24 protein-coding genes are annotated in these 23,374 nt (G+C 74.0%); 13 read left to right on the forward strand and 11 right to left on the reverse strand.

Features of this window, described 5'->3' with window-relative positions:
• Nucleotides 1-34 precede the first annotated feature (34 nt).
• A complete protein-coding gene (locus ACIRS1_RS03905; RefSeq protein ID WP_402836592.1) occupies nucleotides 35-1,096 on the forward strand; it encodes an Lrp/AsnC family transcriptional regulator in 1,062 nt (353 codons plus the stop codon).
• Nucleotides 1,097-1,279: 183 nt separating this feature from the next.
• Nucleotides 1,280-1,708 carry a hypothetical protein gene (locus ACIRS1_RS03910; protein WP_360220519.1) on the forward strand — a complete coding sequence of 143 codons (429 nt, stop codon included), beginning with the start codon at nucleotides 1,280-1,282 and terminating at the stop codon, nucleotides 1,706-1,708.
• Between the two features lie 52 nt (nucleotides 1,709-1,760).
• On the opposite strand, the gene ACIRS1_RS03915 is transcribed toward ACIRS1_RS03910, so the two are convergent.
• From ACIRS1_RS03915 to ACIRS1_RS03925, 3 genes are all read right to left on the reverse strand, one after another.
• Nucleotides 1,761-2,591 carry a helix-turn-helix domain-containing protein gene (locus tag ACIRS1_RS03915; protein ID WP_360220522.1) on the reverse strand — a complete coding sequence of 277 codons (831 nt, stop codon included), beginning with the start codon at nucleotides 2,589-2,591 and terminating at the stop codon, nucleotides 1,761-1,763.
• A gap of 85 nt (nucleotides 2,592-2,676) precedes the next feature.
• On the reverse strand, nucleotides 2,677-3,159 hold the full coding sequence (locus tag ACIRS1_RS03920) for a DUF2269 family protein (protein ID WP_360220525.1): 483 nt from the start codon (nucleotides 3,157-3,159) through the stop codon (nucleotides 2,677-2,679).
• A 301-nt stretch (nucleotides 3,160-3,460) separates the two neighbouring features.
• Nucleotides 3,461-4,168, reverse strand: coding sequence for a 4'-phosphopantetheinyl transferase family protein (locus ACIRS1_RS03925; protein WP_402836594.1), 708 nt, complete (start codon nucleotides 4,166-4,168; stop codon nucleotides 3,461-3,463).
• A 220-nt stretch (nucleotides 4,169-4,388) separates the two neighbouring features.
• Here ACIRS1_RS03925 and ACIRS1_RS03930 point away from each other — a divergent pair, with 220 nt between their 5' ends.
• On the forward strand, nucleotides 4,389-5,957 hold the full coding sequence (locus ACIRS1_RS03930; protein WP_402836595.1) for a choice-of-anchor A family protein: 1,569 nt from the start codon (nucleotides 4,389-4,391) through the stop codon (nucleotides 5,955-5,957).
• Nucleotides 5,958-6,166: 209 nt separating this feature from the next.
• Here the strand turns inward: ACIRS1_RS03930 and ACIRS1_RS03935 are convergent, their stop codons facing one another.
• Nucleotides 6,167-6,796, reverse strand: a complete 630-nt coding sequence (locus tag ACIRS1_RS03935) for a TetR/AcrR family transcriptional regulator (protein WP_402836597.1) — start codon at nucleotides 6,794-6,796, stop codon at nucleotides 6,167-6,169.
• 76 nt (nucleotides 6,797-6,872) lie between these two features.
• Between ACIRS1_RS03935 and ACIRS1_RS03940 the strand changes: the two genes are divergently transcribed.
• Entirely contained in the window at nucleotides 6,873-7,832 is a 960-nt protein-coding gene (locus ACIRS1_RS03940) for a hypothetical protein (RefSeq protein ID WP_402836599.1), read from the forward strand.
• 105 nt (nucleotides 7,833-7,937) lie between these two features.
• On the opposite strand, the gene ACIRS1_RS03945 is transcribed toward ACIRS1_RS03940, so the two are convergent.
• The 5 genes from ACIRS1_RS03945 to ACIRS1_RS03965 form a co-directional block, all read right to left on the reverse strand.
• Entirely contained in the window at nucleotides 7,938-8,435 is a 498-nt protein-coding gene (locus ACIRS1_RS03945; RefSeq protein WP_402836601.1) for a hypothetical protein, read from the reverse strand.
• 87 nt (nucleotides 8,436-8,522) lie between these two features.
• Nucleotides 8,523-9,287 (reverse strand): glucose 1-dehydrogenase, encoded by a 765-nt coding sequence (locus tag ACIRS1_RS03950; RefSeq protein WP_396316827.1) that lies wholly within the window; start codon nucleotides 9,285-9,287, stop codon nucleotides 8,523-8,525.
• Nucleotides 9,284-9,919: a TetR family transcriptional regulator gene (locus ACIRS1_RS03955; protein WP_402836603.1), complete on the reverse strand. Its 636-nt coding sequence runs from the start codon at nucleotides 9,917-9,919 to the stop codon at nucleotides 9,284-9,286. The genes ACIRS1_RS03950 and ACIRS1_RS03955 overlap by 4 nt, the downstream gene beginning before the upstream one ends.
• A gap of 58 nt (nucleotides 9,920-9,977) precedes the next feature.
• Entirely contained in the window at nucleotides 9,978-11,210 is a 1,233-nt protein-coding gene (gene kynU, locus ACIRS1_RS03960; protein ID WP_360220546.1) for a kynureninase, read from the reverse strand.
• A gap of 8 nt (nucleotides 11,211-11,218) precedes the next feature.
• Entirely contained in the window at nucleotides 11,219-11,965 is a 747-nt protein-coding gene (locus ACIRS1_RS03965) for a tryptophan 2,3-dioxygenase family protein (RefSeq protein WP_360220549.1), read from the reverse strand.
• 300 nt (nucleotides 11,966-12,265) lie between these two features.
• On the opposite strand from ACIRS1_RS03965, the gene ACIRS1_RS03970 reads away from it, so the two are divergent.
• Together ACIRS1_RS03970 and ACIRS1_RS03975 are read left to right on the forward strand one after the other, a co-directional pair.
• On the forward strand, nucleotides 12,266-12,700 hold the full coding sequence (locus ACIRS1_RS03970) for an Lrp/AsnC family transcriptional regulator (RefSeq protein ID WP_360220552.1): 435 nt from the start codon (nucleotides 12,266-12,268) through the stop codon (nucleotides 12,698-12,700).
• A 51-nt stretch (nucleotides 12,701-12,751) separates the two neighbouring features.
• The gene (locus ACIRS1_RS03975) at nucleotides 12,752-13,291 is read left to right on the forward strand and encodes an NADPH-dependent FMN reductase (RefSeq protein ID WP_387898123.1); all 540 of its coding nucleotides are present in this window, start codon (nucleotides 12,752-12,754) and stop codon (nucleotides 13,289-13,291) included.
• A 50-nt stretch (nucleotides 13,292-13,341) separates the two neighbouring features.
• Here the strand turns inward: ACIRS1_RS03975 and ACIRS1_RS03980 are convergent, their stop codons facing one another.
• Nucleotides 13,342-13,974, reverse strand: coding sequence for a MarC family protein (locus ACIRS1_RS03980; RefSeq protein WP_360220558.1), 633 nt, complete (start codon nucleotides 13,972-13,974; stop codon nucleotides 13,342-13,344).
• 327 nt (nucleotides 13,975-14,301) lie between these two features.
• On the opposite strand from ACIRS1_RS03980, the gene ACIRS1_RS03985 reads away from it, so the two are divergent.
• The 3 genes from ACIRS1_RS03985 (at nucleotide 14,302) to ACIRS1_RS03995 (ending at nucleotide 17,845) form a co-directional block, all read left to right on the forward strand.
• On the forward strand, nucleotides 14,302-14,862 hold the full coding sequence (locus ACIRS1_RS03985; RefSeq protein WP_360220560.1) for a DoxX family protein: 561 nt from the start codon (nucleotides 14,302-14,304) through the stop codon (nucleotides 14,860-14,862).
• A 179-nt stretch (nucleotides 14,863-15,041) separates the two neighbouring features.
• Nucleotides 15,042-15,722, forward strand: coding sequence for a hypothetical protein (locus ACIRS1_RS03990; RefSeq protein ID WP_402836608.1), 681 nt, complete (start codon nucleotides 15,042-15,044; stop codon nucleotides 15,720-15,722).
• Between the two features lie 305 nt (nucleotides 15,723-16,027).
• Nucleotides 16,028-17,845, forward strand: a complete 1,818-nt coding sequence (locus ACIRS1_RS03995) for a glycosyl hydrolase family 18 protein (protein ID WP_402836609.1) — start codon at nucleotides 16,028-16,030, stop codon at nucleotides 17,843-17,845.
• A 120-nt stretch (nucleotides 17,846-17,965) separates the two neighbouring features.
• Here ACIRS1_RS03995 and ACIRS1_RS04000 read toward each other — a convergent pair whose 3' ends face one another.
• Nucleotides 17,966-18,526: a MarR family transcriptional regulator gene (locus ACIRS1_RS04000; RefSeq protein ID WP_360214496.1), complete on the reverse strand. Its 561-nt coding sequence runs from the start codon at nucleotides 18,524-18,526 to the stop codon at nucleotides 17,966-17,968.
• Between the two features lie 158 nt (nucleotides 18,527-18,684).
• On the opposite strand from ACIRS1_RS04000, the gene ACIRS1_RS04005 reads away from it, so the two are divergent.
• The 4 genes from ACIRS1_RS04005 (at nucleotide 18,685) to ACIRS1_RS04020 (ending at nucleotide 23,323) form a co-directional block, all read left to right on the forward strand.
• Nucleotides 18,685-19,977: an MFS transporter gene (locus ACIRS1_RS04005; protein WP_360214498.1), complete on the forward strand. Its 1,293-nt coding sequence runs from the start codon at nucleotides 18,685-18,687 to the stop codon at nucleotides 19,975-19,977.
• Nucleotides 19,978-20,134: 157 nt separating this feature from the next.
• Nucleotides 20,135-21,745, forward strand: a complete 1,611-nt coding sequence (locus ACIRS1_RS04010) for a dolichyl-phosphate-mannose--protein mannosyltransferase (RefSeq protein WP_402836612.1) — start codon at nucleotides 20,135-20,137, stop codon at nucleotides 21,743-21,745.
• Nucleotides 21,724-22,533, forward strand: a complete 810-nt coding sequence (locus ACIRS1_RS04015) for an ABC transporter permease (RefSeq protein ID WP_402836614.1) — start codon at nucleotides 21,724-21,726, stop codon at nucleotides 22,531-22,533. Before ACIRS1_RS04010 ends, ACIRS1_RS04015 begins: the two co-directional genes overlap by 22 nt.
• A 199-nt stretch (nucleotides 22,534-22,732) precedes the next feature.
• On the forward strand, nucleotides 22,733-23,323 hold the full coding sequence (locus tag ACIRS1_RS04020) for a TMEM165/GDT1 family protein (protein ID WP_360214628.1): 591 nt from the start codon (nucleotides 22,733-22,735) through the stop codon (nucleotides 23,321-23,323).
• Nucleotides 23,324-23,374 lie beyond the last annotated feature (51 nt).

Here is a 23,374-nt window from a genome sequence, read left to right on the forward strand (position 1 = left end):
CTCGAACTGCCCCGGATGGCGGAGATCGGACACCATGGACCTTTCCACCGCTGATCCGGACACCGTGCTGGACCAGCTGGACCGCCGTCTGGTCTGCGCCCTGCAGGTCGACGGACGGGCCGAGCCCGGCCGCATCGCCGAGGTGCTCGGCGTCTCCGCCCGGACGGTCACCCGCCGACTGGGCCGGCTGCGGCAGACCGGGGTGCTGCGGGTGGTCCGGCTGCCCGACGTGGAGGACGCCGCGGTGGGCGCGCTGCTGCTGCGGGTCCGGGTGCTGAGCGGGGCGGTGGACGCGGTCGCCCGGGCGCTGGCCGACCGGCCCGACGTGCCCTTCGTCGACGTGATGCTCGGCGGCCAGGAGGTCGGCGCCGTCATGCTGACCGACGCCGGGGCCCGCGACCGCCTGCTGTACGGGCAGTTGCCCGCGACCAGCGCGGTCGTCGAGACCACCACGCACGCCGTGCTGCACGCCTTCGCGGACGCCGGGCAGTGGCGGGCCGGCCAGCTGACGGAGGCGGAGGTCGCCGCGCTCGCCCGGCCGGTCGTTCCGCGTCCGGCGGTGCCGCCGCCGACGGACGAGCTCGACCGTGCGCTGCTGGCCCGGCTGGGCGAGGAAGCCCGGCAGTCGCACGCGGCGCTGGCCGGAGCGGTCGGCGCCGCGGAGTCGACCGTCCGCCGCCGGCTGGGCAGGCTCGACGAGCTGGGGCTGCTGCGCACCCACGCCACCGTCGACCCGCGGCTGCTCGGGATGGCCGTGGACGCCAACCTCTGGCTGGACGTCCCGCCGGGCCGGCTCGCGGAGGTCGGCACCGCGCTCGCCGCTCATCCGCAGGTGCACGGGGTGTTCGCCACCAGTGGTCCGGCCAACCTGCTGGCCACCCTGTTCTGCGCGGACCACGGCGGCCTCTACCGGTTCCTCACCGAGACCCTGGGCCCGCTCGGGGTGGCCCGGGCCGAGACCACGATCACCGCCCGGGCGGTGAAACGGGCGGGTGTCGTGCTCCGCCGCCCCGGGGCCGATCCGCGGACCGGCGTACGCACCGACCCACGTTCCGGCGTACGCCCCGACCGACACCCCGACCGACACGCCGGCTGACGCCCCGGCCCCGCCCCGACCCGGCTCCGACCCGACCACGACCCGGGCCGTGACCCGGCGGGTACCGATCATGACCTGGCGGGTAATCGACGCCCCGCGGGTCGCCGGGCAGGCTGGAGGCGCCCGGTCGGCGCACGGCCACCGGCAACCAGGACCCGAACCCCCTCAGGAGGCTGATCCACCGTGTCCGCCCACACCCTGACGCCGCCCACGCGCCCCGCCGACTCCGTCCTCTCGCTGCGGACCGTGCGCGGGGTGCTCGCCCTGGACGCACTGGTCACCGGCGGCAACGGCCTGGCCTACCTGATCCTCGCCGGTCCGGTCGGCGAGCTGCTCGGCGTCGGCCGGTCCACCCTGGTCGAGCTCGGGGCCTTCCTCACCGTGTACGCGGTGGCGGTCGGCGCCCTGGCCGCCCGCAGGCGCCCGCCGCGGGCGGCCGTGTGGACGGTGACCGGCCTCAACGCGGTGTGGGTGGTGCTCAGTCTGGTCGCGCCGGAGGCCTGGTTGGAGCCGACCACCGCCGGGTCCGTCTGGATCGCCGCGCAGGCCGCGGTGGTGGCCCTGTTCGTGGCCCTGCAGTCCACCGCCCTGCGCCGCGCCGACCGCACCTGAGGTCCGGACCCCGTAGGGACGCCCCTCCGTCCGCCCGCCTGACCGCCCGCTCCTACCGCTCCGGCCCCACGGCGGACTGCAGGAACCGGACCGTCTCCGCGTCCGCCGGGAGGAAGGTCTCCATGGCCAGCTCGGAGACGGTCACGTCCAGCGGGGTGTTGAAGGTCGCGATGGTGGACAGGAAGGACAGCACCCGCCCCTGGTGCGCGATCCGCAGCGGCAGCGCGAACGGGAACGCCTCGGTGGTGTCCTCCTCCGCCGTGCCCGCGCCGGACGCCGGCTCGGGGTACCCGGAGACCTCCTCGTAGAGCCGGCGCAGCGGCTCGGAGCGGACCAGGTCGATCTGGTGCTCCATCCGCTCCAGCAGGTGCCGACGCCACTGGCGGAAGTTGACGATGCGCGGCGCCACGCCCTCGGGGTGCAGGGTGATCCGCATCGCGTTGGGCGGGTCCTGCAGCAGGTGCGGGGCGACGCCGTCGAGGAGCAGGCCGAGCGCGCGGTTGGCGGCCAGCACCCGGAAGGTGCCGTCGACGACCAGGGCGGGGTAGGGGTCGTGCGCGGCGAGCAGGCGCTCCAGGCCGCCCCGCAGCGCCGCCATCGAGGGGTCGTCCAGCGGCGTCTCGGGGTAGAGGGGGGCGTAGCCGGCGGCGAGCAGCAGCGTGTTGCGTGCGCGGACGGGGACGTCCAGGTGCTCGGCCAGCCGCAGCACCATCTCCTGGCTGGGCCGGGAGCGGCCGTTCTCGACGAAGCTGATGTGCCGGGCCGAGGAGTCGGCCAGTAGGGCCAGTTGCAGTTGGCTGAGCTGCCGTCTCTCCCGCCAGCCGCGCAGCAGTGCGCCGACGCCCGTCCCCACCCCGGTCCCCATGCCCGCCATGATCGTCATGGTCGACGACGGTACTGGACCGGGCCGGTCGGGCGGGAGAGGGCCGGGTGCCCGCTCGGGGAGGTCCGGACGCGGTCGGGGAGGTTCAGACGCCGGTGCTGGACCCGGGGCGGATCACCATCATCACCACGACCACGGCCCACAGCAGGTTGAACACCCCGGCCGTCATCGGCAGCAGTCGCAGGCCGCCGACGGCCTTGGCGTGCCGCTCGTCCGAGTCGTCGAGGCCGAGCGCGTCCACCGCGGCCTGCTGTCCGGGCAGCACGAAGAGCAGCAGCGAGAGCGCGGCGATCGCGGTGAGCACCATCGAGACGATCAGCCAGGACTGCCCGAGCACGTCCATCACCTGGGCCAGTCCGATCCCCAGCACGGGCACCGCGATCCCCAGCAGGGCGTAGACCTGGGTGATCCGGTGCAGGATGCGCAGCACGCCGGCGTCCGAGGCCTGGTCCGGTCCGCCGGCCAGCGCGGCCCTGGCCCGCCGCGGGAACATGCTGACGGCCACCGCGACCGGGCCTATGAACAGGACCGACGCGAGGACGTGCAGGCTCAGCAGGAACTTGGCCATGGCGGGGACACCCTTAATCCGGCGGTGGGCAGCTGGTGGGGCGGGCGCCCGGTGGACACCGGTGGACATCCGCCCGCGACCAGGCACGCTAACACCGCTTACGCACCGGGCCGCCGCGCGGGTCGTCGCCGCCGGGCCCGTCCGCCGGGCCCGTCCGCCGGGCCCGTCCGCCGGGCCCGTCCGCCGGGCCCGTCCGGCGGGCCCGTCCGGCGGGCCCGGACGCGCGCCGTCCGCCTGCTCGGCCCGCCCGCCCAGCCGTCCGCCGGCTCGGCCCGCCAGACCGCTCGGTCGTCCCGCCCGCTCAGCCCGCGGTCGTCAGCTCCACGACCTCCGGTGCGGCGGTGCTGACGGCTGCGACGGCGGCGTCGTGCTCCCGGTCGGTCCAGTCGAGCAGGTGCAGGTCCTGGTGCCGGCTGCGGAGCGGGGGGCCGGGCGGGACGTCCAGGGGGAGGACGGAGAGGTCGACGCCGGCCAGGGTGTCCAGGGTGGCCCGGCCGATCTTGATCAGTGACTCCTTGCGGACCCACTGGCGCAGGAAGGCCCGGTCCGGCTCCGGTGCCGCCTCGACCCGGGCCAGTTCGGCCGGGGTGAGGACCCGGCGGGCGACGGCGCGCAGCGATCCGCTGCGCCCGGCCAGTTCGACGTCGACGCCGACCGGGTGGCGGCCGGCCCCGGCCGCGACCACGCCGCGGGTGTGGGAGAGGCTCACGTGCACGTCGGGGTGGTCCGGCAGGAAGGGCTTGCCGTGGTCGGCCAGGCCGCAGTCCGGGCACTGCTGGGCGAGCGTGACGGAGGCCACCGGGACGTCGAGGAGCCGGGCGGCGCAGAGCCGGACGAGCAGGTGCCCGGCGGTGAAGTCGATCCGCCCGGACTCGTGCCGGAAGCGGGCGGCGCGCTCGCGCTCGACAGGGGTCAGCAGGTGCTCGCCCGCCTCGGGGTGGCGCAGCACGGCGTCGGCGGACGCGACGGCGACGAGCGGTGCGCTGTGGTCCTTGGCCTCGGTGGTCATGCCCCCAACCTAACGGCCCCGGCCGGAGTCCCGGGGCCGGGGCCGTCCTGGCGGAGCTGCTCCGCCGTTCGGCTGATCGTCGGATCGCATCCGAGGGTCTCCAGGGTGTCATTCGTCCCGTTTCGGGTTGGATGTCCCGGATTTGTGGGATTGGCAGCACATCACACGGAACGTGGCAGGTCATCCACCTGCCCTTTTCTATGCGCGGAGGAATGTGTCGATGGCTCAGGGCACCGGTACGCCGGATCACAGAACGACCGCCGCCAGGGGCGTGTCCACCACCGGTCGGCGCCGGGCGGCGCGGGTCGCCGTGGCCACCGCCGTCGCCGCGCTGCCGCTGGCCGCCGTGCTGACGGTCGGTTCGGCCGCGCCGCTGGCGCCGCCGCTCGGCGCCTGCACGGGGCCGGACTGCCCGGCCACCTGGCCGCCGCCGAACAACGGCGACTTCACCGGCCGGGACGCCACCATCAACGTCTTCGCCGGCGGCGACTACACCGTGACCGGCCGCGCGGCCGAGGCCGAGGGCAAGATCGTCGCGCTGGGGAACCTCACCGTCGACAAGAGCCAGGGCGGCGGCGCCTACAACATGGGCGTCGTCGGCGTCGGTTCGCGCATCGCACCGCCCAACGGCAGCGACTTCGTGACCGCCGGCGGCAACGTCGACGTCAAGACCGGCAACCGGATCCTGATCGGCGGCAGCGACTCCAAGGGCCAGGCCTTCGGCAACCTGCGCCACGCCGGGACGGTCACCGGCACGGTCAACATCGACCCCACCGGCCGGTCGATCGCGGACGCGGACGCCGCCGCGCCGTACCGGTCGGTGCTGACCCGGATCGAGGACGTCTCCGCCTGCGTGGGCCGGGCCGCCGCGACCGGGACGGTCGCCGTCACCAACAGCGAGGCGACCTTCACCGGTGACGGCACCAGCATGAAGCAGGTCTTCAACGTCACCCGGAACCTCGCCTCGTCGTCCGGCGGGCAGATCGGCCTGGTCTTCCGCGGCATCCCGGACGGCGCCACCGTCGTGGTCAACATGCTCGGCGACAGCCCGGTCATCAACACCTACACGGGCACCGGCCTGGCGGGGGACCAGACCACCGAGCTGCGGCCCAGGCTGATGTACAACTTCCCGACCGCGACCGACGCCCGGATCCTCGGCGGCGCCCAGTTCCAGGGGTCCGTCATGGCCGGCAACCCGGCCGGCACCACGACCATCGGCCAGGCCGGCACGAACGGCCGGGTCTACCTGGCGGGCAACCTGATCCACACCGGCACGGGCGGCTACGAGATCCACAGCTACCCGTTCGACGGGGACCTGCCGGACTGCCGGGTGACCCCGAGTCCGACACCGACCTCCTCGTCGCCCTCGCCCTCGCCCTCGCCGTCCCCGTCCCCTTCACCGACCCCGACCTCGCCGACCCCCACCTCGCCGACCCCCACCTCGCCGAAGCCGACGTCCCCCACGCCCACCTCGCCGCGGCCCACCTCCCCGAGGCCGACCTGGCCGTCGCCGACCTGGACGCCCACGTCCCCGACCGCGACCCCGACCTCCCCGTCCCCGACCGCGAGCAGCACCTCGCCCTCGGCGAGCTGGTCCAGTTCCGGCCCCGCGCCGACCAGCCACCACCCGTCCGGTCACCCGGGCAGCCACCACCCGGGTGGCGGCGGTGAGCTGCCCTCGACCGGTGCGGGCAACGCGCCGGTGGTCTTCGGGCTGGCCGGTGTCGGCCTGCTCGGTCTGGGCGGTCTCGCCGTCCTCGCCGCCCGCCGCCGCGGCCGGCACAGCTGAACGACCCCCACAGGGCGGGTGCGTGCGTGACGTCTGAGCGCACCCGGAACCCGAGGTGACGGCACAGGCCGCCCGGTCCGCATCCGATCGGGCGGCCTGTGCCGTGCCGTGCCGTGCCGTGCCGTGCCGTCCCTGTGCCGGCCGGACGTGCGGCCGCCCCCGGGTCCGGTCGCGGTCCCGGGGGAGAGGGCGCACGGGACGGGCGGCGGTCAGTGCCGCCGCGGGTAGTCGGCGAGCCCGGCGGCCAGCAGGCCGAAGGCCCGTTCCACCGCCTCCCGGGCGCGGGTGCGCACCGCCTCGACCGGTTCCCCGGCCACCACCGCCCGGCGGATCTCTCCGAGCACCGCGCCGTGGGCCCCGGCGACGGCGCCGGCCACGATCCGGGGGAGCGGGTCGGCCGGGGCGGCGGTCGACTCCTCGGCCAGCACCTCGGCCAGCGCGGCCTCGGAGCGCTCGCCGAGTTCCAGCAGCCGGGCGCGCAGGGCCGGGCTGTCCGCGACGATCCGCCAGAAGGCGGTCATGCCGGGGTCCAGTCCGACCGTCGGTTCGCCGGCCTCGACCGCGGCCAGCAGGTCGGCCCGGACGGCGTCGACCGCGGAGCTGCCCGGAGGCCGCCGCCGGACCACTCCGGCCAGGTGGGCGACCACCTCGTCCTGCCGGTCGAAGAAGAGGTCCTCCTTGGTCGGGAAGTAGTTGAACACGGTGTTGGGGGAGACCCCGGCCGCCCGGGCCACCTCGACCACCGTGACCCGGTCGAACCCGTGCTCGGCGAACAGGACCATGGCGGTGTCCGACAGGAGCTCCCGGGTCTGCTGCTTCTTGAGTTCGCGAAGTCCCATGGCGGCATCCTACGGGCAAATCATGGTGTCACAATAAATTTGCAGTGACACCAAAAATATCGGGTACGGTGACGGCATGACCTTCACCTTCGGCATCTATCCCGGCGGCCTGCTCGGCGACGAAACCTCGGTGATCGAGCCCGTCCGCCCCGACGACCCCGCCCTGATCGCCGCCGCCCTGCGCGAACTCCAGGGCGACGCACCCGAGTTCCTCGTCCGCGCCTACCGCTCGTACCCCACCGGGGAGCACACCCCGGAGCGGCCCGAGCAGTACGCCGGGCAGGGCCGGCGGCTCGACCTGGTCCTCCAGTACCGCGAGCGCAGCGGGGAGTCGGCAGGCTGGCTGGACTTCGTCCGGCACACCGTCCGGACCGACGGCGGGCGGATCGCCCTGCTGCAGATCTGCGAGGAGCCCAACGCCGACCTGCCCGTCCTGGACGGCAGCGTCCCGGGCGTGCGCCGGGCGCTGGCGGAGGGGGTGGTCGCCGCCAAGGAGGAGGCGCTGGCACACGGGTACGACCTGGCGGTCGGCTTCAACGCGGTGCCGGTCTTCGACCCGGCCGACACCTTCTGGCCGGAGCTCGGCAGCCTCGCCGACGAGCGCTTCCACCGCGCGCTGGACTACGTCGGCCTGGACTTCTTCCCGGACGTCTTCCGTCCGCTGCCGCCGGACCGGCTCGCCGACGGGGTGCGGGCCGTGCTCGCGGGCTTCCGGCGGGACACCGCCCGGGCCGGCATCGCGGCCTCGGTGCCGATGCGGATCTGCGAGCACGGCTGGCCCACCGGCCCGGGGCGCGACGAGGCGCGGCAGGCCGAGGTGGTCGAGGAGGTGGTCCGCACGGTGGCCGGCCTCGCCGCCGAACTCGCCGTCAGCGGTTACGCGTTCTTCGGCCTGCGGGACGCCGACAGTGCCGGCGCGGGGCTGTTCCACCACTTCGGGCTGCTGCGCGACGACTACTCCCGCAAGCCGGCCTTCGACGTCTACCGCCGGCTCGTGGCGGAGCTGACGGTGGCTCCCGCCGCCTCGAAGGCCTGAATCGCCGACGGGCCGGCGCCCGGCGTGGCGGGACGACGGGCCCGCGGCCGGCCGGGCTCAGCACGGGCAGGGCTCGGATCGGGCCCGGCGCGGAGCCGCCCCGGCTCAGAGCGAGCCGAAGAAGCGGTCCACCGTGCGGCGGTCGGCGGCGACGCCGTGCACCGGTTCGCCGGCCACCCGGCCGGCCAGCGCGACCGCGAGGTCGCCCACGTCCCTGCGCAGCCGGTTCGTCACCTCGGTCTGGTCGGCGGCGATCCGCGCGTGCGCGGCGGTGACCAGCCGGCTGCGTTCCCGGGTCGCCTCCTCGCGGGCCGCGGTGACGGCGGCCGCACCCCGTTCGGCGTACTCCTGGCGTATCCGCGCCGCCCGGAGCCGGGCCCGGGCCGGCTCGTGCCGGCCGGCGTCGCGGGCGGCCTCGGCCTCGGCCCGGACGGCCTCCGCCCGCAGGGTGCGGCCCTCGGTGGCCTCCCGGCGCTCCGCCGTGATCCGTTCGATGCGGGGGAACAGGCCGTGGCCGAGGATCCACAGGACCAGGAAGAACAGGGCCAGCCCGAGGGCCAGCATGAAAGGTTCGGGCTTGAGCGGTCCGAGTTCGAAGTTCACGCAAACCTCCCTTGGTGCTGACGGACGGTCAACCGGGAGGCTTCCCAAGGATGATGGGCGTCGAACTTTACCTGGACATGACGTGTGTCACTGTCCCATGACGTACCGGACGGTCGGGCCGGTGGTCCAGCCGCCGTCCACCGCGAGCTCGGCGCCGGTGACGTAGGAGGCGTCGTCGGAGAGCAGGTAGACCACGGCGGTGGCGATCTCGGGCGCCTCGCCGACCCGGGCCATCGGGGTGTTGGGGTAGTTGCCCTCGCCGCGCCGGATGCCGACCGCGGCCGTCATCGGGGTGTAGGTCATGCCCGGGTGCACCGAGTTGACCCGGATCCGCTCGGCGCCCAGCTCGACCGCACCGATCTTGCTGAGACCGCGGACGCCCCACTTGGAAGCGCCGTAGCCGGCGGTCAGCGCCAGGCCCATCAGGCCGGCGGCCGAGGAGATGTTGACGATCGAGCCGCCGCCGGCCGCGCGCATCGCCGGGACGACGGTCCGCATGCCGATGAACACGCCGGTGAGGTTGACCTCGACGACCCTGCGGAAGTGCTCGACGCTCTCCTCCGCCAGCAGGGAGCCGGTGGAGATCCCGGCGTTGTTGACCAGGCCGTGCACGGCGCCGAACTCCGTCACCGCGTGGTCCACCACGCGCTGCCAGTCCTCCTCCGAGGTCACGTCGTGCCGGACGAACCGCGCCCGCTCGCCGAGTTCGGCGGCGACGGCCCCGCCGTCCTCGGCCAGGACGTCGGTGATCACCACGTTGCCGCCGGCTGCGACCGCGAGCCGGGCGGCCTCGGCACCCAGGCCGCGGGCGCCCCCGGTGATGATGACGGTCCTGCCGGTCAGGTCGTTCACGTCGTGCTCCTCCGGGGGGTGGGGGCGGAGAGCATGGCGACGGACACCGTCACCAGGTCGGCGAGGAAGGTCTCCTCGTCGGTCAGGGGGGTGGCCCCGGCGGCGTACTGCCGCGCCCGGTCGGCCAGCGCCGCGCCGACCAGCGTCAGCGCCAGGTCGATCCGCTCCAGCCGGACGGGCTCCGGCAGGGTGCGGACCCGCTCCTCCACCAGTCCGATCAGCCGCCAGTAGCCGCCGCCGGCGAGGGTGGGGTGCGGGGTCCGGGTGCGGACCCCGCTGCTGCGGCTGACCTGGGCGGAGATCCGCAGGCAGTGCCGGCCCCGTTCGGTGCGCAGTTCGGTGGCCTCGGCCGCGACGAGGGCGCCGAGCAGTCCGGTCAGGTCCGCGTCCGCGAGTGCGGGCAGACGCGGCGCGAGGGCCTGCTCGGCGCGTTCCTGGCGGCCGGCCATGATCGCGTCGAGCAGGCCCTCGCGGGAGCCGAAGTGGTACTGCACGGCGGACGGGTTGCTCTGCCCCGCCAGTCGGGTGATGTCCCTGGTCAGTGCGGCTTCCACGCCGCGGGTGGCGAAGAGTTCCTCCGCCGCCCGCAGCAGCCTCTCGCGGGTCTCGTGGCCCGCCGACGTCCTTGCCATGCCCGCAACTTTAATGCTGGGCATTATTAACGGCAAGGAACGCCCTCCGCCCCCGGGCTCAGGTCACCTCGCCCCGGCGGGAGAACCGCTCCGCCCGCCACTCGCCGCTCTCCAGCACCTCGGCCAGCTGCCGGGCCGCGTCCCAGACGTCGGTGTACGAGAGGTAGAGCGGGGTGAAGCCGAAGCGCATCAGGTCCGGCGCGCGGAAGTCGCCGATCACGCCGCGCTCGATCAGCGCCTGCACCACCGGGTAGCCGTCGGCGTGCCGCAGCGCCACCTGGCTGCCCCGGCGGGCGTGCTCGCGCGGGGTGGCCACCTCGACCCCGTCCAGGCCCTCGACCAGACCGATGAACAGGTCGGTCAGCGCCAGGCTCTTGGTCCGCACGGCGGCGAGGTCGGCCCGCTCCCAGACGTCCAGGCTGGCCTCCAGGGCGGCCTGGCCGAGCAGCGAGGGCGAGCTGGTGAGGAACCGGCCGATGCCCGGCTTCGCCTCGTACCCGGGCTCGAAGGCGAACGGGCGGGCGTGGCCGAACCAGCCGCTCAGCGGCTGCAGCGGACCGGCCGCCAGGTGCCGCTCGGCGACGTAGAGGAAGGCCGGCGAGCCCGGGCCGCCGTTCAGGTACTTGTAGGTGCAGCCGACCGCGAAGTCCGCCCCGGCGGCGCCGAGTTCGACCGGCACCGCGCCGACCGAGTGGCAGACGTCCCAGATCATCAGCGCGCCCGCGGCCTGCACCCGGGCGGTGATCCCGGGCAGGTCCAGCAGCTCGCCGGTGCGGTAGTCCACGTGGGAGAGCACCACCGCGGCGACGTCGCCGTCCAGGTGCCGGTCCAGCTCCTCCGGCCTGATCAGCACGCTGCGCGCGCCCTCGACCAGCCCGGTGACGCCCTCGGCGATGTACAGGTCGGTCGGGAAGGCCTCGCCGTCGCCCAGCACCGTGCCCCGCCCGGGGCGCAGCCGCAGCGCGGCCGACAGCACCTTGAAGAGGTTGACCGAGGTGGTGTCGCAGACGACCACCTCCTGTGGCGCGGCCCCGACCAGCGGCGCGATCCGGCGCCCGAGCCGGTACGGCTGCTCGAACCAGCCGGCGTCGTTCCAGCTGCGGATCAGCTCCCGGCCCCACTCCTCCTCGACCACCTGGCGCACCCGCTCCGGGGTCCGCACCGGCAGCGCGCCGAGCGAGTTCCCGTCCAGGTAGACGACGCCATCCGGCAGGGCGAACTCCTTGCGGAACGCCGCCAGCGGGTCGACGCCGTCCAGCGCCGCGCACTCCTCGCGAGTGATCATGCCCATCCCCTCGTTCACAGCTCGTCCCGGATCGTCCACAGCTCCGGGAACACGTCCTGTTCGGCCGACTTGCGCAGCCAGGTCAGCCCGCTCGAGCCGCCCGAGCCGGGCTTGCCGCCCATCGTCCGCTTCACCGCGGACAGGTGGCGCTGGCGCCAGCGGGTGACCCGCTCGGCGACGTCCAGCAGCGCCTCGCCGAGCGGCTGCAGGGCCGCGTGCTCCGGGTCGGTGTAGACCAGGCGCCAGGCCGCCGCGACCTCCTCGGAGGGGCGGTAGCGCTGCGCGGAGGGCTCCGCGCGCAGCGGCAGCCCCCGGCGGGCCAGCAGGGCCAGCGCGTCGTCGTACAGGCTGGGCGCGCGCAGCGCCTCGTCCAGTTCGGCCCGGGTCTGCGGCATCCCGTCGTACATCGACAGCAGTGCGGGGTTCTTGTTGCCGAGCAGGAACTCCAGGTGCAGGAAGGCCGAGGACTGGAAGCCGGAGGCCTCGCCGAACGCCGGGCGGAAGGCGTTGAACTCCTGCGGGGTCATGGTGGCCAGCAGGTCCCAGGACTCCACCAGCACGTTCTGCGCGTGGGTGCCGCGCCGCAGGGCGGCCAGTGCGGCGGGCAGGTCGTCCTCGCGCAGCGCCTGCTGGGCGAGCGTCCACTCGTGCCGCACCAGGTCGAACAGCAGCTCCATCACCTGGGTGGTGACGATGAACGACAGCTCGGCCGGTATCTTGCTCTGCGGCTGCTGCAGGCTGTGCAGCTCCTCCAGGCGCACGTACCGGGAGTACGGTGTGCCGCGACCCGGTTCCCCACGCCGACCGAACGACAGGTTGGGTGTCTCCACCGTGTCGTGCCCCATCCCGATTCCTCCTGATCCACCCGGGCGCGTCGCCCGGACCGGCGACCAGGCGGACGGCCTGGTTCCGCCGGGGAGGCCATTGTGCGGCGGTGCCACCCCCGGCTTGAATGGTCGACGGACACCGCAACCGGTCTCGCGGCTGTCGTTTGCGAGGCGTTCGGCGGATTCGCTTTACGATCGCAAAACCACTCGTTTTCAGTCACTCAGGGAGCCGCCGTGGACGCCGTGGACCGCCGCCTGCTGGCCGAGCTGCAGACCGACGCCCGGCTCTCCTACAACGAACTCTCGCGCCGGGTGAGCCTGTCCGCACCCGCGGTGGCCGAACGGGTCCGCCGGCTGGAGGCGGACGGGGTGATCACCGGCTACCACGCCCACGTGGACCTCACCCGGGCCGGCCTGCCGATCACCGCGCTGGTCCAGATCCAGTGCTACGGCCCGCGCTGCGTGCTGCGCGACCCGCAGGTGGCCGCCTGGCCGGAGGTGCTCCAGCTCCACCGGGTCACCGGCGGGGCCTGCTGCGCCCTGCTGGTCGCGGTGCCCACGATGGCCGAATTCGAGGCCCTCTGCGACCGGCTCGGCGGCTACGGCCAGCCGTCCAGCTCGATGATCCTCTCCAGCCCGGTGCCCTGGCGCCCGGTGGTCGCGCCGTAGGGCGTCCGTCCGGCGGCCCGGGGCCGGGCGGGGCGCGGTAGGTTCCTCGGCATGTCGAACGAGCGTCACGTCCTGCTGCTGTCCGGGAGCCTGCGCGCCGGTTCCACCAACGAGACGGTGCTGCGCACCGCCGCCGCCGTGGCGGCCGCCACCCCGGGCGTGCGGGCCACGTACTTCGAAGGGCTGGCCGCGCTGCCGCACTTCAACCCCGACCACGACACCGACCCGCTGCCCGGACCGGTGGCCGACCTGCGCGCGGCCGTCGCGGCCGCCGACGCGCTGCTGATCTGCACCCCCGAGTACGCCGGCACGCTGCCCGGCTCCTTCAAGAACCTGCTGGACTGGACGGTCGGCGGCACGGAGATCTCGGACAAGCCCTCGGCCTGGATCAACGCGGCCGGCCCGGGCCGCGGCGGCGGCGCCGAGGCGACCCTGCGCACCGTCCTCGGCTACACCGGCGCGGCGGTCGTGGACGGGGCCTGCGCCAGGATCCCGCTGGACCGCCAGGCCGTCGGCCCGGACGGACTGGTCGCCGACCCGCTGGTGCGCGAGCGGATCGGCGAGGTGCTGGCCAGGCTGACCGCGGGCTGACGACGGGCCGGGTGGCGGGCCGACGACGGGCCGAGGGCGGGCGGCCGGGCTCAGTGCGCCTCGGGCAGGTGCACGCCGAGCCCGGACAGCCCGTTCAGGAACAGCTCCACGCCGACCGCCGCCAGCAGCAGCCCGAGCAGCCGGGAGAGCACCTCCAGCGAGGTGCGGTGGGTGCGCCGCATCAGCGGTGCGAGCAGGGCCACGCAGACGTAGTTGATCACCACGACCGCGACGTAGGCCCCGGCGACGGTGGCCTTCCAGCCCCAGTCGTCCTTGGCGAGCGAGGCGACCAGGACGGCGGTGACCGCGAGCGGGCTGGCGATGTACGGCAGCAGCAGTTCGCGGATGCCGTCCACCAGCGGGTTCCGCAGGTGCTCGGCGTCCTCGTCGTCGGCGCCGAGGTGGAGGCCGAAGACCAGCGCGACCGCGTAGATGAAGAAGATCGTCCCGCCCGCGAGCTGCAGCGACTGGTCGCTGATGTGGAACAGCGTGCTGACCTCGTCCGCGGTGAAGCCGAGCACCAGGCCGATCAGCGCCGAGATGACCGTGCTCCACGCCGCCAGCCGCCGCAGCTCCCGGGTGCTCCGGGTGGTGGCCAGCCGGGCGAAGGCCAGCAGGACCTTCGGCGGGCCGACCACGGCGAAGAAGGCGATGAAGGCGCTGCTCAGGTTGAAGACGAACATGCGCCAAGCATGACCGCGCCGGTCGGCGCGGCAGCTCCGCCACGCCCCGCGCCGGGCGCGGCGTGGCGCGGGCCCGCTCCTGACGCGGATCGGGCGGCCGCGGATCGGGCGGCCGGGGACCGGACGGCGCGGCCCGGACGGGCGCGGTCGGGAGCGGCGCGCGGAGGGCCGACGGGGGCGTGATCCGGCCGGTCCGCGGTTCATTCCGCGAACCGGCCGGATTCCCCCGGATGGCGGTCCCGGCTCGAACGGGTGCGCGCTCTCGGTTGCTATGGAGGCAGGCTGCGCCAACGGGCGGGCGGCCCCGCGCGGAAACGAGGATCCGAGATGTGTCTGAACCGTAGGGACCTGGGCCTGCTGGCCCTGCGCGGTGCGGTCGGCGGGGTGCTGATCGCGCACGGTACCCAGAAGCTGTTCGGCTGGTTCGGCGGTGGCGGTCTGGAGGGCACCACCGCGGCGATGGAGCACATGGGGTTCCATCCGGCCCGGCAGAGCGCGATCGCGGCGGGCGTCGGCGAGGCCGGCGGCGGCGCCCTGCTGGTGGCCGGACTGGCCACCCCGGCGGCCGGTGCGGTGGTGGCCGGGACGATGGCGGGCGCGGTGGCCGTGCACGCGCCGGCCGGCTTCTTCGTGACCTCCGGCGGCTACGAGTACCCGGCCTTCCTGGGCGCGACCGGGCTGGCGCTCGGCCTGGCGGGCCCGGGGCGGTACTCGCTGGACCACCTGAGCGGCCACGCCTTCGACCGGCCGTGGGTGGGCCTGCTGGCCTTCGTGGCGAGCGCCGCCGGGGCCTACGGCGTGGTGGCCCGGCGCCGGCACGTGGTGCGGCTGCGCGAGGAGCGGGCCGCGGTGGAGGCGGACGAGCAGGAGGGCTCGGGCCTGTCCTGACAGCGGCCCGGCGGCGGTGCCTCCCGGCGGGGCGGTGCCTCGCGGCGGCGGTGCCGGTGCCTCCCGGTGGCGGCGTCACCCGGAGGCACCAGCCCTGCTGGCGGGCCCCGTCCGGCGCTCCGAGGGTGGGCGCAGAGGTGTGCCGGGCAGCCCGGCGCCGGGCAGAATCGAGGAACCGCATGAACCGCCAGCCGCTCACCCGGGGCCCGTCCGGGCCGCGCACCGGCACGCAGCACAGGGTCACCGCACAGCGCCCGGACGCGCGCGCCGGCGGGCGGCCGCCGCACCGCCGGCAGCGGGCCGCGGCCGGGGTGCTGGCCGCCGTCGCGGCCGGCGCACTGGTGCTGGCCGGGTGCTCCTCCGGCAGCAGCCCGAGCAGCGTGGCCTCCTCGGCGGTCTCCGCGGTGGAGAAGGGCGCCTCGGCCGCGGCCTCCGCGGCCTCGGCGCTGGGCTCGGCGGCCGGCGGGGCCGGGTCGGCGCTCGCCTCGGCGGAGGCGCGGGTCTCCTCGGCGCTCGCCTCGGCCGGGTCGCAGGCCTCCTCGGCGGTGGCCTCGGCCTCCTCGGCGATCGCCGGGATCAAGGGCGGGCTGGACGCCGAGGGCGACGTGACGGTCGACGGGGTGACGAGCGTGTCGGGCGGCAAGGCGCAGGCGGCGCTGACCGTCACCAACCACGGGCAGCAGTCGTACCGGTACCTGATCCAGGTGAACTTCACCGACGACTCGGGCCAGGTGCAGGACGCGACCGTGGTGACGGTCCAGGACGTGGCGGCCGGTCAGACCGCCCAGGCCGTCGCCTCCAGCAACCGGGACCTGTCCGGGACGGTGAAGGCCGTGGTGGCCAACGCGGTGCGGTACTGACCCGCAGGTCGGCGGGGGTGGCCGGGGGCGACCGAACCTTAAGCGCGGCTCAAGCCCCAACATCACCCCTTGACGGGGGAGTTGGTCTAGTCCATTTTTAATGCCCAGGTGCAGGGAGCCCCTGAACCGGCGTCACCGGCCTCGTGCCGGGGGCGCCGGTTCGGCACATCCCGGTGTCCGCCAGGCCTGATCCCGCTGATCCCGCTCGATCCCCACCCCTGATCTGTCATGTCCCGGTCGTCCGGCCCCACCCCGGACGCTGCCCACCGGGCGACGGAACCCCCACAACCAGGAGTCACGCACCCATGCTGCGTTCACGCATTGAAAGGGCCGGGGCCCCGGCTCCGGAGGGCGGCCGTCGGCGCCGCCCGAAGAGCCTGGCCGCCATCGCGGCCGGCACCGCCGCCTCCGTGCTGCTCGGCGCGGGCCTCGCGCTGACCGGCGGCGGCGCGGCCAACGCCGCGACCACCAACAGCACCGGCGCGCCCGCCACCAGCGGCGGCATCAAGGTCGCCTACTTCGACCAGTGGTCGATCTACGCGAACGCGTACTACCCCAAGACCATCCAGGACACCGGCGTCGCCGGGAAGCTGGACTACATGATCTACTCGTTCGCCAACATCCACCCGACCGACCTCGGCTGTTTCGAGGCGACCAAGGCGGCGAGCACCGACGACAACAACCCCAACGCGGGTGACGGCGCCGGCGACGCGTTCGCCGACTACCAGAAGAGCTTCGGCCCGGACATCGCGGTCGACGGCGTCGGTGACGTCTGGGGCCAGCCGATCGCGGGCAACTTCAACCAGCTGAAGAAGCTGAAGGCGAAGAACCCCAACCTCAAGGTCCTGATCTCGCTGGGTGGTTGGACCTACTCCAAGTACTTCTCGGCGGCCGCCGCCACCGACGCCTCGCGCAAGCACCTGGTGTCCTCCTGCATCGACATGTTCATCAAGGGCAACCTCCCCTCGGACGCCGGCTACGGCGGCCCGGGCTCGGCGGCCGGTCTCTTCGACGGCGTCGACATCGACTGGGAGTACCCGGGCGGCGGCGGCCACACCGGCAACATCTCCAGCCCGGCCGACAAGCAGAACTTCACCCTGCTGCTGCAGGAGTTCCGCAACCAGCTGGACGCCCAGGGCAAGGCCAACAACAAGACCTACGCCCTGTCCGCCGCGGTCGGCGCCGGCCAGGACAAGATCATGAACGTCGAGACCGACAAGGTCGGCCAGTACCTCACCTTCCTCGACGTCATGACCTACGACATGCACGGCGGCTGGGACGCCCAGGGCCCGACGAACCACCAGGCCCCGCTCTACTCCGGCCCGAACGACCCGATGACCCCGGCCAAGCCGGGCCACGGCAAGTACTCGATCGACAACGCCATCAAGGCCTGGACGGCCGGCGACGCGGACTACGGCATCCCCGGCGGCTTCCCCGCCAAGAAGATCAACATGGGTGTCCCGTTCTACTACCGCGGCTGGACCGGCGTCGCCAACAACGGCAAGAACGGCCTCTTCCAGCCCGCCGCCAACCCGGCGGCCGGTGCGGCGATGTCCGGCAACGTCCCCGGCATCCAGATGTACAAGGAGCTCGGCGGCTTCGTCGACAACCCGTCCAAGACCTTCTGGGACGACGACGCGAAGGCCACCTACTTCTACGACGGCACCACGTTCTGGAGCGGTGAGGACGCCCGCTCGATCCAGGCCAAGGTCGACTACGCGCACTGCAACGGCCTCGGCGGCTCCTTCGCCTTCTCGCTGTACGACCTGGGCACCAAGACCGCGCTGTTCGACAAGATGGTCGACGCCACCAACGGCTCCGCCGCGTCCTGCCCGGCCGCGCCGAGCCCGACGCCGACCCCGACCGGCACGGCCACCCCGACGCCCACGGGCACGCCGACCAGCACCCCCACGTCGACCCCGACCGGCACCCCGACCGGCACCCCGACCTCGCCGGCCGGCTGCCCGGCCGCCCCGAGCTGGGACGCCGGCACCACCTACGCGGCCGGCGGCACCAAGGTCTCCTGGAAGGGTCACTACTACACCAACAAGTGGTGGACCAAGGGCGACGACCCGAGCCTGAGCGGCCAGTGGGGCGTCTGGACCGACAACGGTCCCTGCTGACCGACGCACCACGCGCCGGGGGTCCGACGGACCCCGACGGCACCTGAACGCGAGGAGTCCGGCCCGCCGGGGGAACACCCCCGGCGGGCCGGACTCCTCGCGTTCGGGCCGGACCCGGACTCAGGCCAGGTCGGCGGTGCGCCCGAGGGCGTCCGGCTGGCTCTCCTCGATCCGCCGCAGCATCCGGGCCAGGAGCCCGGACAGCACCGCCCGCTCCTCGCCGGTGATGTCCTGGAGCAGCTCCTCCTCGAAGACCGCCGCCATCCGCATCGACTCCAGCCACTTGTCGCGGCCGTTCTCGGTCAGCTCGATGATCACCCGGACCCGGTTGCTCTCGTCCCGCTCCCGGGTGACCAGGTCCTCGGCCACCATGCGGTCGATCCGGTGGGTCATCGCGGCCGGGGTGAGCCCGAGCCGCTTGGCGAGCTCGCCCGGTCCGAGCCGGTACGGGCTGCCCGAGACCACCAGGGCCTTGAGCACCTCCCACTCGGCGGCCGTGATCCCCAGCACAGTCAGCTGCCGGTCGTAGGCCACGCCCATCCGCCGGGCGACCCGGGAGAGGGTCTGCACGATGGTCTCCACCTGCGGGTCCACGGTGGGGAATTCCCGCTGGTAGACGGCCACCTGCTCGGCGATGCCGAGCTCCCGGTCGGTGGCCGGCGCGGGCTTGTCCGTAGTCATGCGGACCAGTGTCGCACGGGGGCGTGCATCTCTTAAGCCTTTGACTCCGCAGTCTTCCGGTGCTAAGACTTTATCTCGTCAAACTTTAGCTCTGAAATCTTCTGGACTTAAGAGTATCCAGTTGAAGCCAGGAAGGGATGTGCACGGTGATCGGCACGGTGAAGCAGCAGAGGCAGCAGCGACGTGGGGCGGGCAGCCCGCTGCGCCGCGTCCAGATCGGCAACGCGCTCAGCGCGTTCGGCAGCGGGTTCACGATGCCGTACATGTTCGTGTACGTGGACCAGGTGCGCGGGCTGGGCTCGCTGGCCGCCGGGATGGTGTTCACCGTCTTCGCGCTGGCCGCGCTCGCCGTGCTCCCGTTCACCGGCCGCGGCATCGACCGGTACGGCCCCCGCCCGGTCCTGCTGGCCGGCACGGCGCTCGCCGCCACCGGCGCGTTCGCCTTCGGCCACGCCACCGGCACCCCGGCGCTGCTGGTCGCGTCCTTCCTGTTCGGCGCGGGCGTCACCACCTGCCAGCCGGCGCTCGCCACGATGATCGTCCGCTGCTCGACGGCCGCGACCCGCTCGCACGCCTTCGCGCTGCAGTTCACCCTGGTCAACCTGGGCATGGGCATCGGCGCGCTGGTCGGCGGGCAGATCGTGGACGTCGCCGACCCGGCCAGCCTCACCCGGCTGTTCACCATCGAGGCGGCGACCTTCCTCGGCCTGGCCCTGGTCACCGGCACCGCCCGGATGCCGGCCGCCCCGCTGACCGTCCTGCACGGGAAGGCGGACGGCCCCACCGGCCTGCGCGCCCTGGTCGCCGACAAGGCGATGCTGCGGCTCTGCCTGCTCGCCGGGCTGATCTTCTTCACCTGCTACGGCCAGTTCGAGTCCGGTGTCGCGGCCTTCGCCACCGACACCGTCGGCACCGCGCCCTCCACCCTCGGCTTCGCGATCGGCGCCAACGCGCTGACCATCGTCGTCCTGCAGATGTTCGTGGTGCGGATCACCGCGCGCCGCCGCCGCACCACCGCGATGGCCGCGGCCGGCGTGGTCTGGCTCGGCGCCTGGACGATGGCCCTGGTCGCCGGCCTGATCCGGACCGAGACCATGGCCGCCACGGTCGCGATCGTCTCGATCTACGCGCTGTTCGGCGTCGGTGAGTCGCTGCTCGCGCCCACCATGGGTCCGATCGTCGCCGACCTCGCCCCGGCCCGGCTGCTCGGCACCTACAACGCCGGCTACGCCCTCGTGAAGCAGATCGCGATCGCGGTCGGCCCGGCCGTCGGCGTGCTGCTGGTCGGCTCCGGCACCTGGCCGCTCTACCTCGCGGCCATGGCGGGCTCCACGCTGCTGATCGTCGCCCTGGCGCTGCGGCTGCGCCCGCACCTCACGCCGGAGCAGGACAACGCCGCACCGGCCGTGGTCCGCGTCGCCCCGGTCCGGGAGCTGCAGACCGCCGCGTAGCAGAGCCGTTCGAACGGGCGCCGACCAGGTCACCTGGTCGGCGCCCGTCGCGCTTGGCTTCGCGACCACCGCCACATAGTGTCAGTGGCTGTTGGCCGCCCGGCCCCCGGCCGACGGGGCGGACCCGGGCACAGCAGACAGTCGGATCGGCGAGGCAATGACGCAAGCGGCGCTCACGCACCCCCCGGCGGCAGCGGCCCCCGCCGCCCCCGCACCGGCCCCGCGCCGGCTGCCCCCCTGGGTGGCCGACCACGCCGGCTGGCTCGGACCGATCGCCGTCGCGCTCTTCGCCGGCCTGCTGCGGTTCTGGAACCTCGGCTACCCCAACGCCTTCGTCTTCGACGAGACGTACTACCCCAAGGACGCCTGGTCGCTGCTCCGGCAGGGCTACGAGGGCAGCTGGCCGGACCACGCCAACACCGACATCCTGGCCGTCCCGCAGACCGTCCCGCTCACCCCCTCGCCCGAGTTCATCGCGCACCCGCCGCTCGGCAAGTGGGTGATGGCGATCGGCGAGCAGCTGTTCGGCCTGCACCCGTTCGGATGGCGGTTCATGACCGCGCTGCTCGGCACCGTCACCGTGCTGATGCTCGCCCGGATCGGCCGCCGGCTCTTCGGCTCCACCCTGATCGGCTGCACCGCCGCGCTGCTGATGGCCGTCGACGGCCTCCAGCTGGTGATGAGCCGGGTCGGCCTGCTCGACGGCATCCAGATGTTCTTCGTGCTGGCCTCCTTCGGGAGCCTGCTGATCGACCGCGACCACGTCCGCGCCCGGCTGGCCGGGGTCGCCGACGCCGACCGGGTCCGGCTGGGCCTGCGGCCCTGGCGGATCGCCGCCGGCGTCCTCGTCGGCGCGGCCTGCGCGGTCAAGTGGAACGGCGTGATGATCCTCGCCGCCTTCGGCCTGCTCACCGTCCTGTGGGACCAGTCCGGCCGCCGCGGCGCCGGTGCCCGCCGCCCGTGGCGCTCGATGCTGCGCCGGGACGCCGTCCCCGCCCTCCTCGCCATGGTCGGTTCCGCCCTGGTGGTCTACGTCGGCGCCTGGGGCGGCTGGCTCGCCAGCGGCGGCAACGGCGAGGGCGGCTACGACCGGCACTGGGCCGACGGGCGTGCCGGCCTGTCCCCGGACCGCTTCCTGGGCGTCCCGCTGCCGCAGGTGCCGATGAGCTGGGTGCCGGCGGCGCTGCGCAGCCTCTGGCACTACCACGCGCAGATGTACGACTTCAACACCGGACTGAGCACCCCGCACACCTACCAGTCCAACCCCTTCAGCTGGCTGGTGGTCGGGCGCCCGGTCTCCATGTACTGGGAGCAGGTCCCGAACGGTCAGCGCGGCTGCACCGACTCCGGCGGCTGCGCGGCGCAGATCCTCGGCCTCGGCACCCCGCTGCTCTGGTGGACGGCCTGCTTCGCCCTGGTCTACCTGCTCTGGCGCTGGTTCTTCCGCCGGGACTGGCGCTCCGGCGCCGTGCTGTGCGCGGTGGCCGGGATCTACCTGCCCTGGTTCCAGTACCAGGAGCGGACGGTCTTCTCCTTCTACATGGTCGTCCTGGTGCCGTTCCTGTGCCTGGCCGTCGCCCAGATGCTCGGCGCGATCCTGGGCCCGCCCGGGTGCAGCCCCGAGCGCCGCCGGATCGGCGCGGCCGGGGCCGGGCTGATCGTGCTCGCCATCGTCGGCTGCTTCGCCTTCTTCTACCCGCTGTACACGGCGGAGGTGATCCCGATGTCGTCCTGGCAGGACCGGATGTGGTTCACCAGCTGGATCTGACGCCGGTGGCGCTGGCCGCCCAGGGGGGCCAGCTGCTGCCCGTCACCCCGGCGCTCGGGGCGGTCACCGCCGTCCTGCTGCTGGCCGCCGTCGGGGTGGCCGGGTGGGGGCTGCTCGGGCACGGGCACGCGGTGCTGCGGGCCGGGCTGCGGGCGGTCGTGCAGCTGGCCGCCGTCGCCGCGGTGATCACCTGGGTGGTCGGCTCGCTCTGGTGGTCGGCGCTCTTCGTGCTGCTGATGTTCACGGTCGCGGTGCGCACCGCCGGGCGGCGGATGACGCCGGGCCCCGGCTGGGTCTGGGCGGCCGCCCCGATCGGCGCCGGGGTGCTGCCCGTCCTGGGCCTGCTGCTGGCCGTCGGGCTGCTGCCGCCGAAGGGCCTGTCGGTCATCCCGGTCGCGGGCATCCTGATCGGCGGCGGGCTCACCGCCACCTCGCTGGCCGGGCGGCGGGCCCTGGACGAGCTGCGGCAGCGCCGCGGCGAGGTGGAGGCCGCGCTGGCGCTCGGCTTCGAGGACCGCGACGCCCGGCTGGAGATCTGCCGCACCGCCGCCGCGACCTCGCTGGTGCCCGCGCTCGACCAGACCCGCACGGTGGGCCTGGTCACGTTGCCGGGGGCCTTCGTCGGGATGCTGCTCGGCGGCGCCTCGCCCGTCCAGGCGGGGGCGGTGCAGCTGTTCGTGCTGGTCGGGTTGCTGGCGGTGGAGTCGGTGGCGATCGTGGTGGTGCTGGAACTGGTGGGCCGCGGACTGGTGGCCGCCGGGGCACCGGGCGACGTCGGGTACCCTTGACGACGTTGAAGGGGAGTAGCCCTCCACCGGACCGTCGACACACTGGCCCCCCGGGGCCCGGCGCCCGGGGCATCCGTACCTCCGGGTCGGTGCCGGCGAGACCTTCGGCCGCAGTGCTGTGACCATGACCAGTGCTGTCGGGCCGAGGCGTCCCCTGACGGAGCTGCGGAGGCCGGGCAGCCCGACCGAGGGAATCCCCCTGATGAGCCTGACCGTTGCCGCGTTGACCTTCGGCATCATCTTCCTGGCCGAACTGCCGGACAAGACCGCCCTGGCCAGCCTGGTGCTCGGTACCAAGTACCGCGCGAGCTACGTGTTCGCGGGCATCGCCGCCGCCTTCGCCCTGCAGGTGGGCCTCGCGCTCGCCGCCGGGCACCTGCTCTCGCTGCTGCCGCAGCGCTGGGTCGAGGGCGTCACCGGCGTGCTGTTCCTGGCCGGCGCGGCGATGCTGCTGTTCCACGGCGGGGGCGAGGACGAGGACGGCCACGCCGCCAAGGAGCCCTCCTCGAACAGCTTCTGGAAGGTGGCCGGGGCGAGCTTCGTGGTCGTCGCGGTGGCCGAGTTCGGCGACCTGACCCAGATCATGACCGCCAACCTGGCGGCCAAGTACGCCGACCCGCTGGCCGTCGGCCTGGGCTCCTGGCTGGCGCTGTGCGCGGTCGGCGGAGTCGCCATCGTGGGCGGGCAGAAGCTGCTGAAGCACGTGCCGATGAAGCTGATCATCCGGGTCGCGGCGTCGATCATGGTGGTGCTGGCGGGCGTCAGCATCGTCAAGGCGATCACCGGCTGACACCCGGTCGGCCACTCTCCGGCGACGGGCCGGGCGGTCGCCCTCCGGCGG

Origin of the sequence: Kitasatospora sp. NPDC101176 (genome assembly GCF_044768035.1) — a bacterium.
Taxonomy (GTDB): domain Bacteria; phylum Actinomycetota; class Actinomycetes; order Streptomycetales; family Streptomycetaceae; genus Kitasatospora.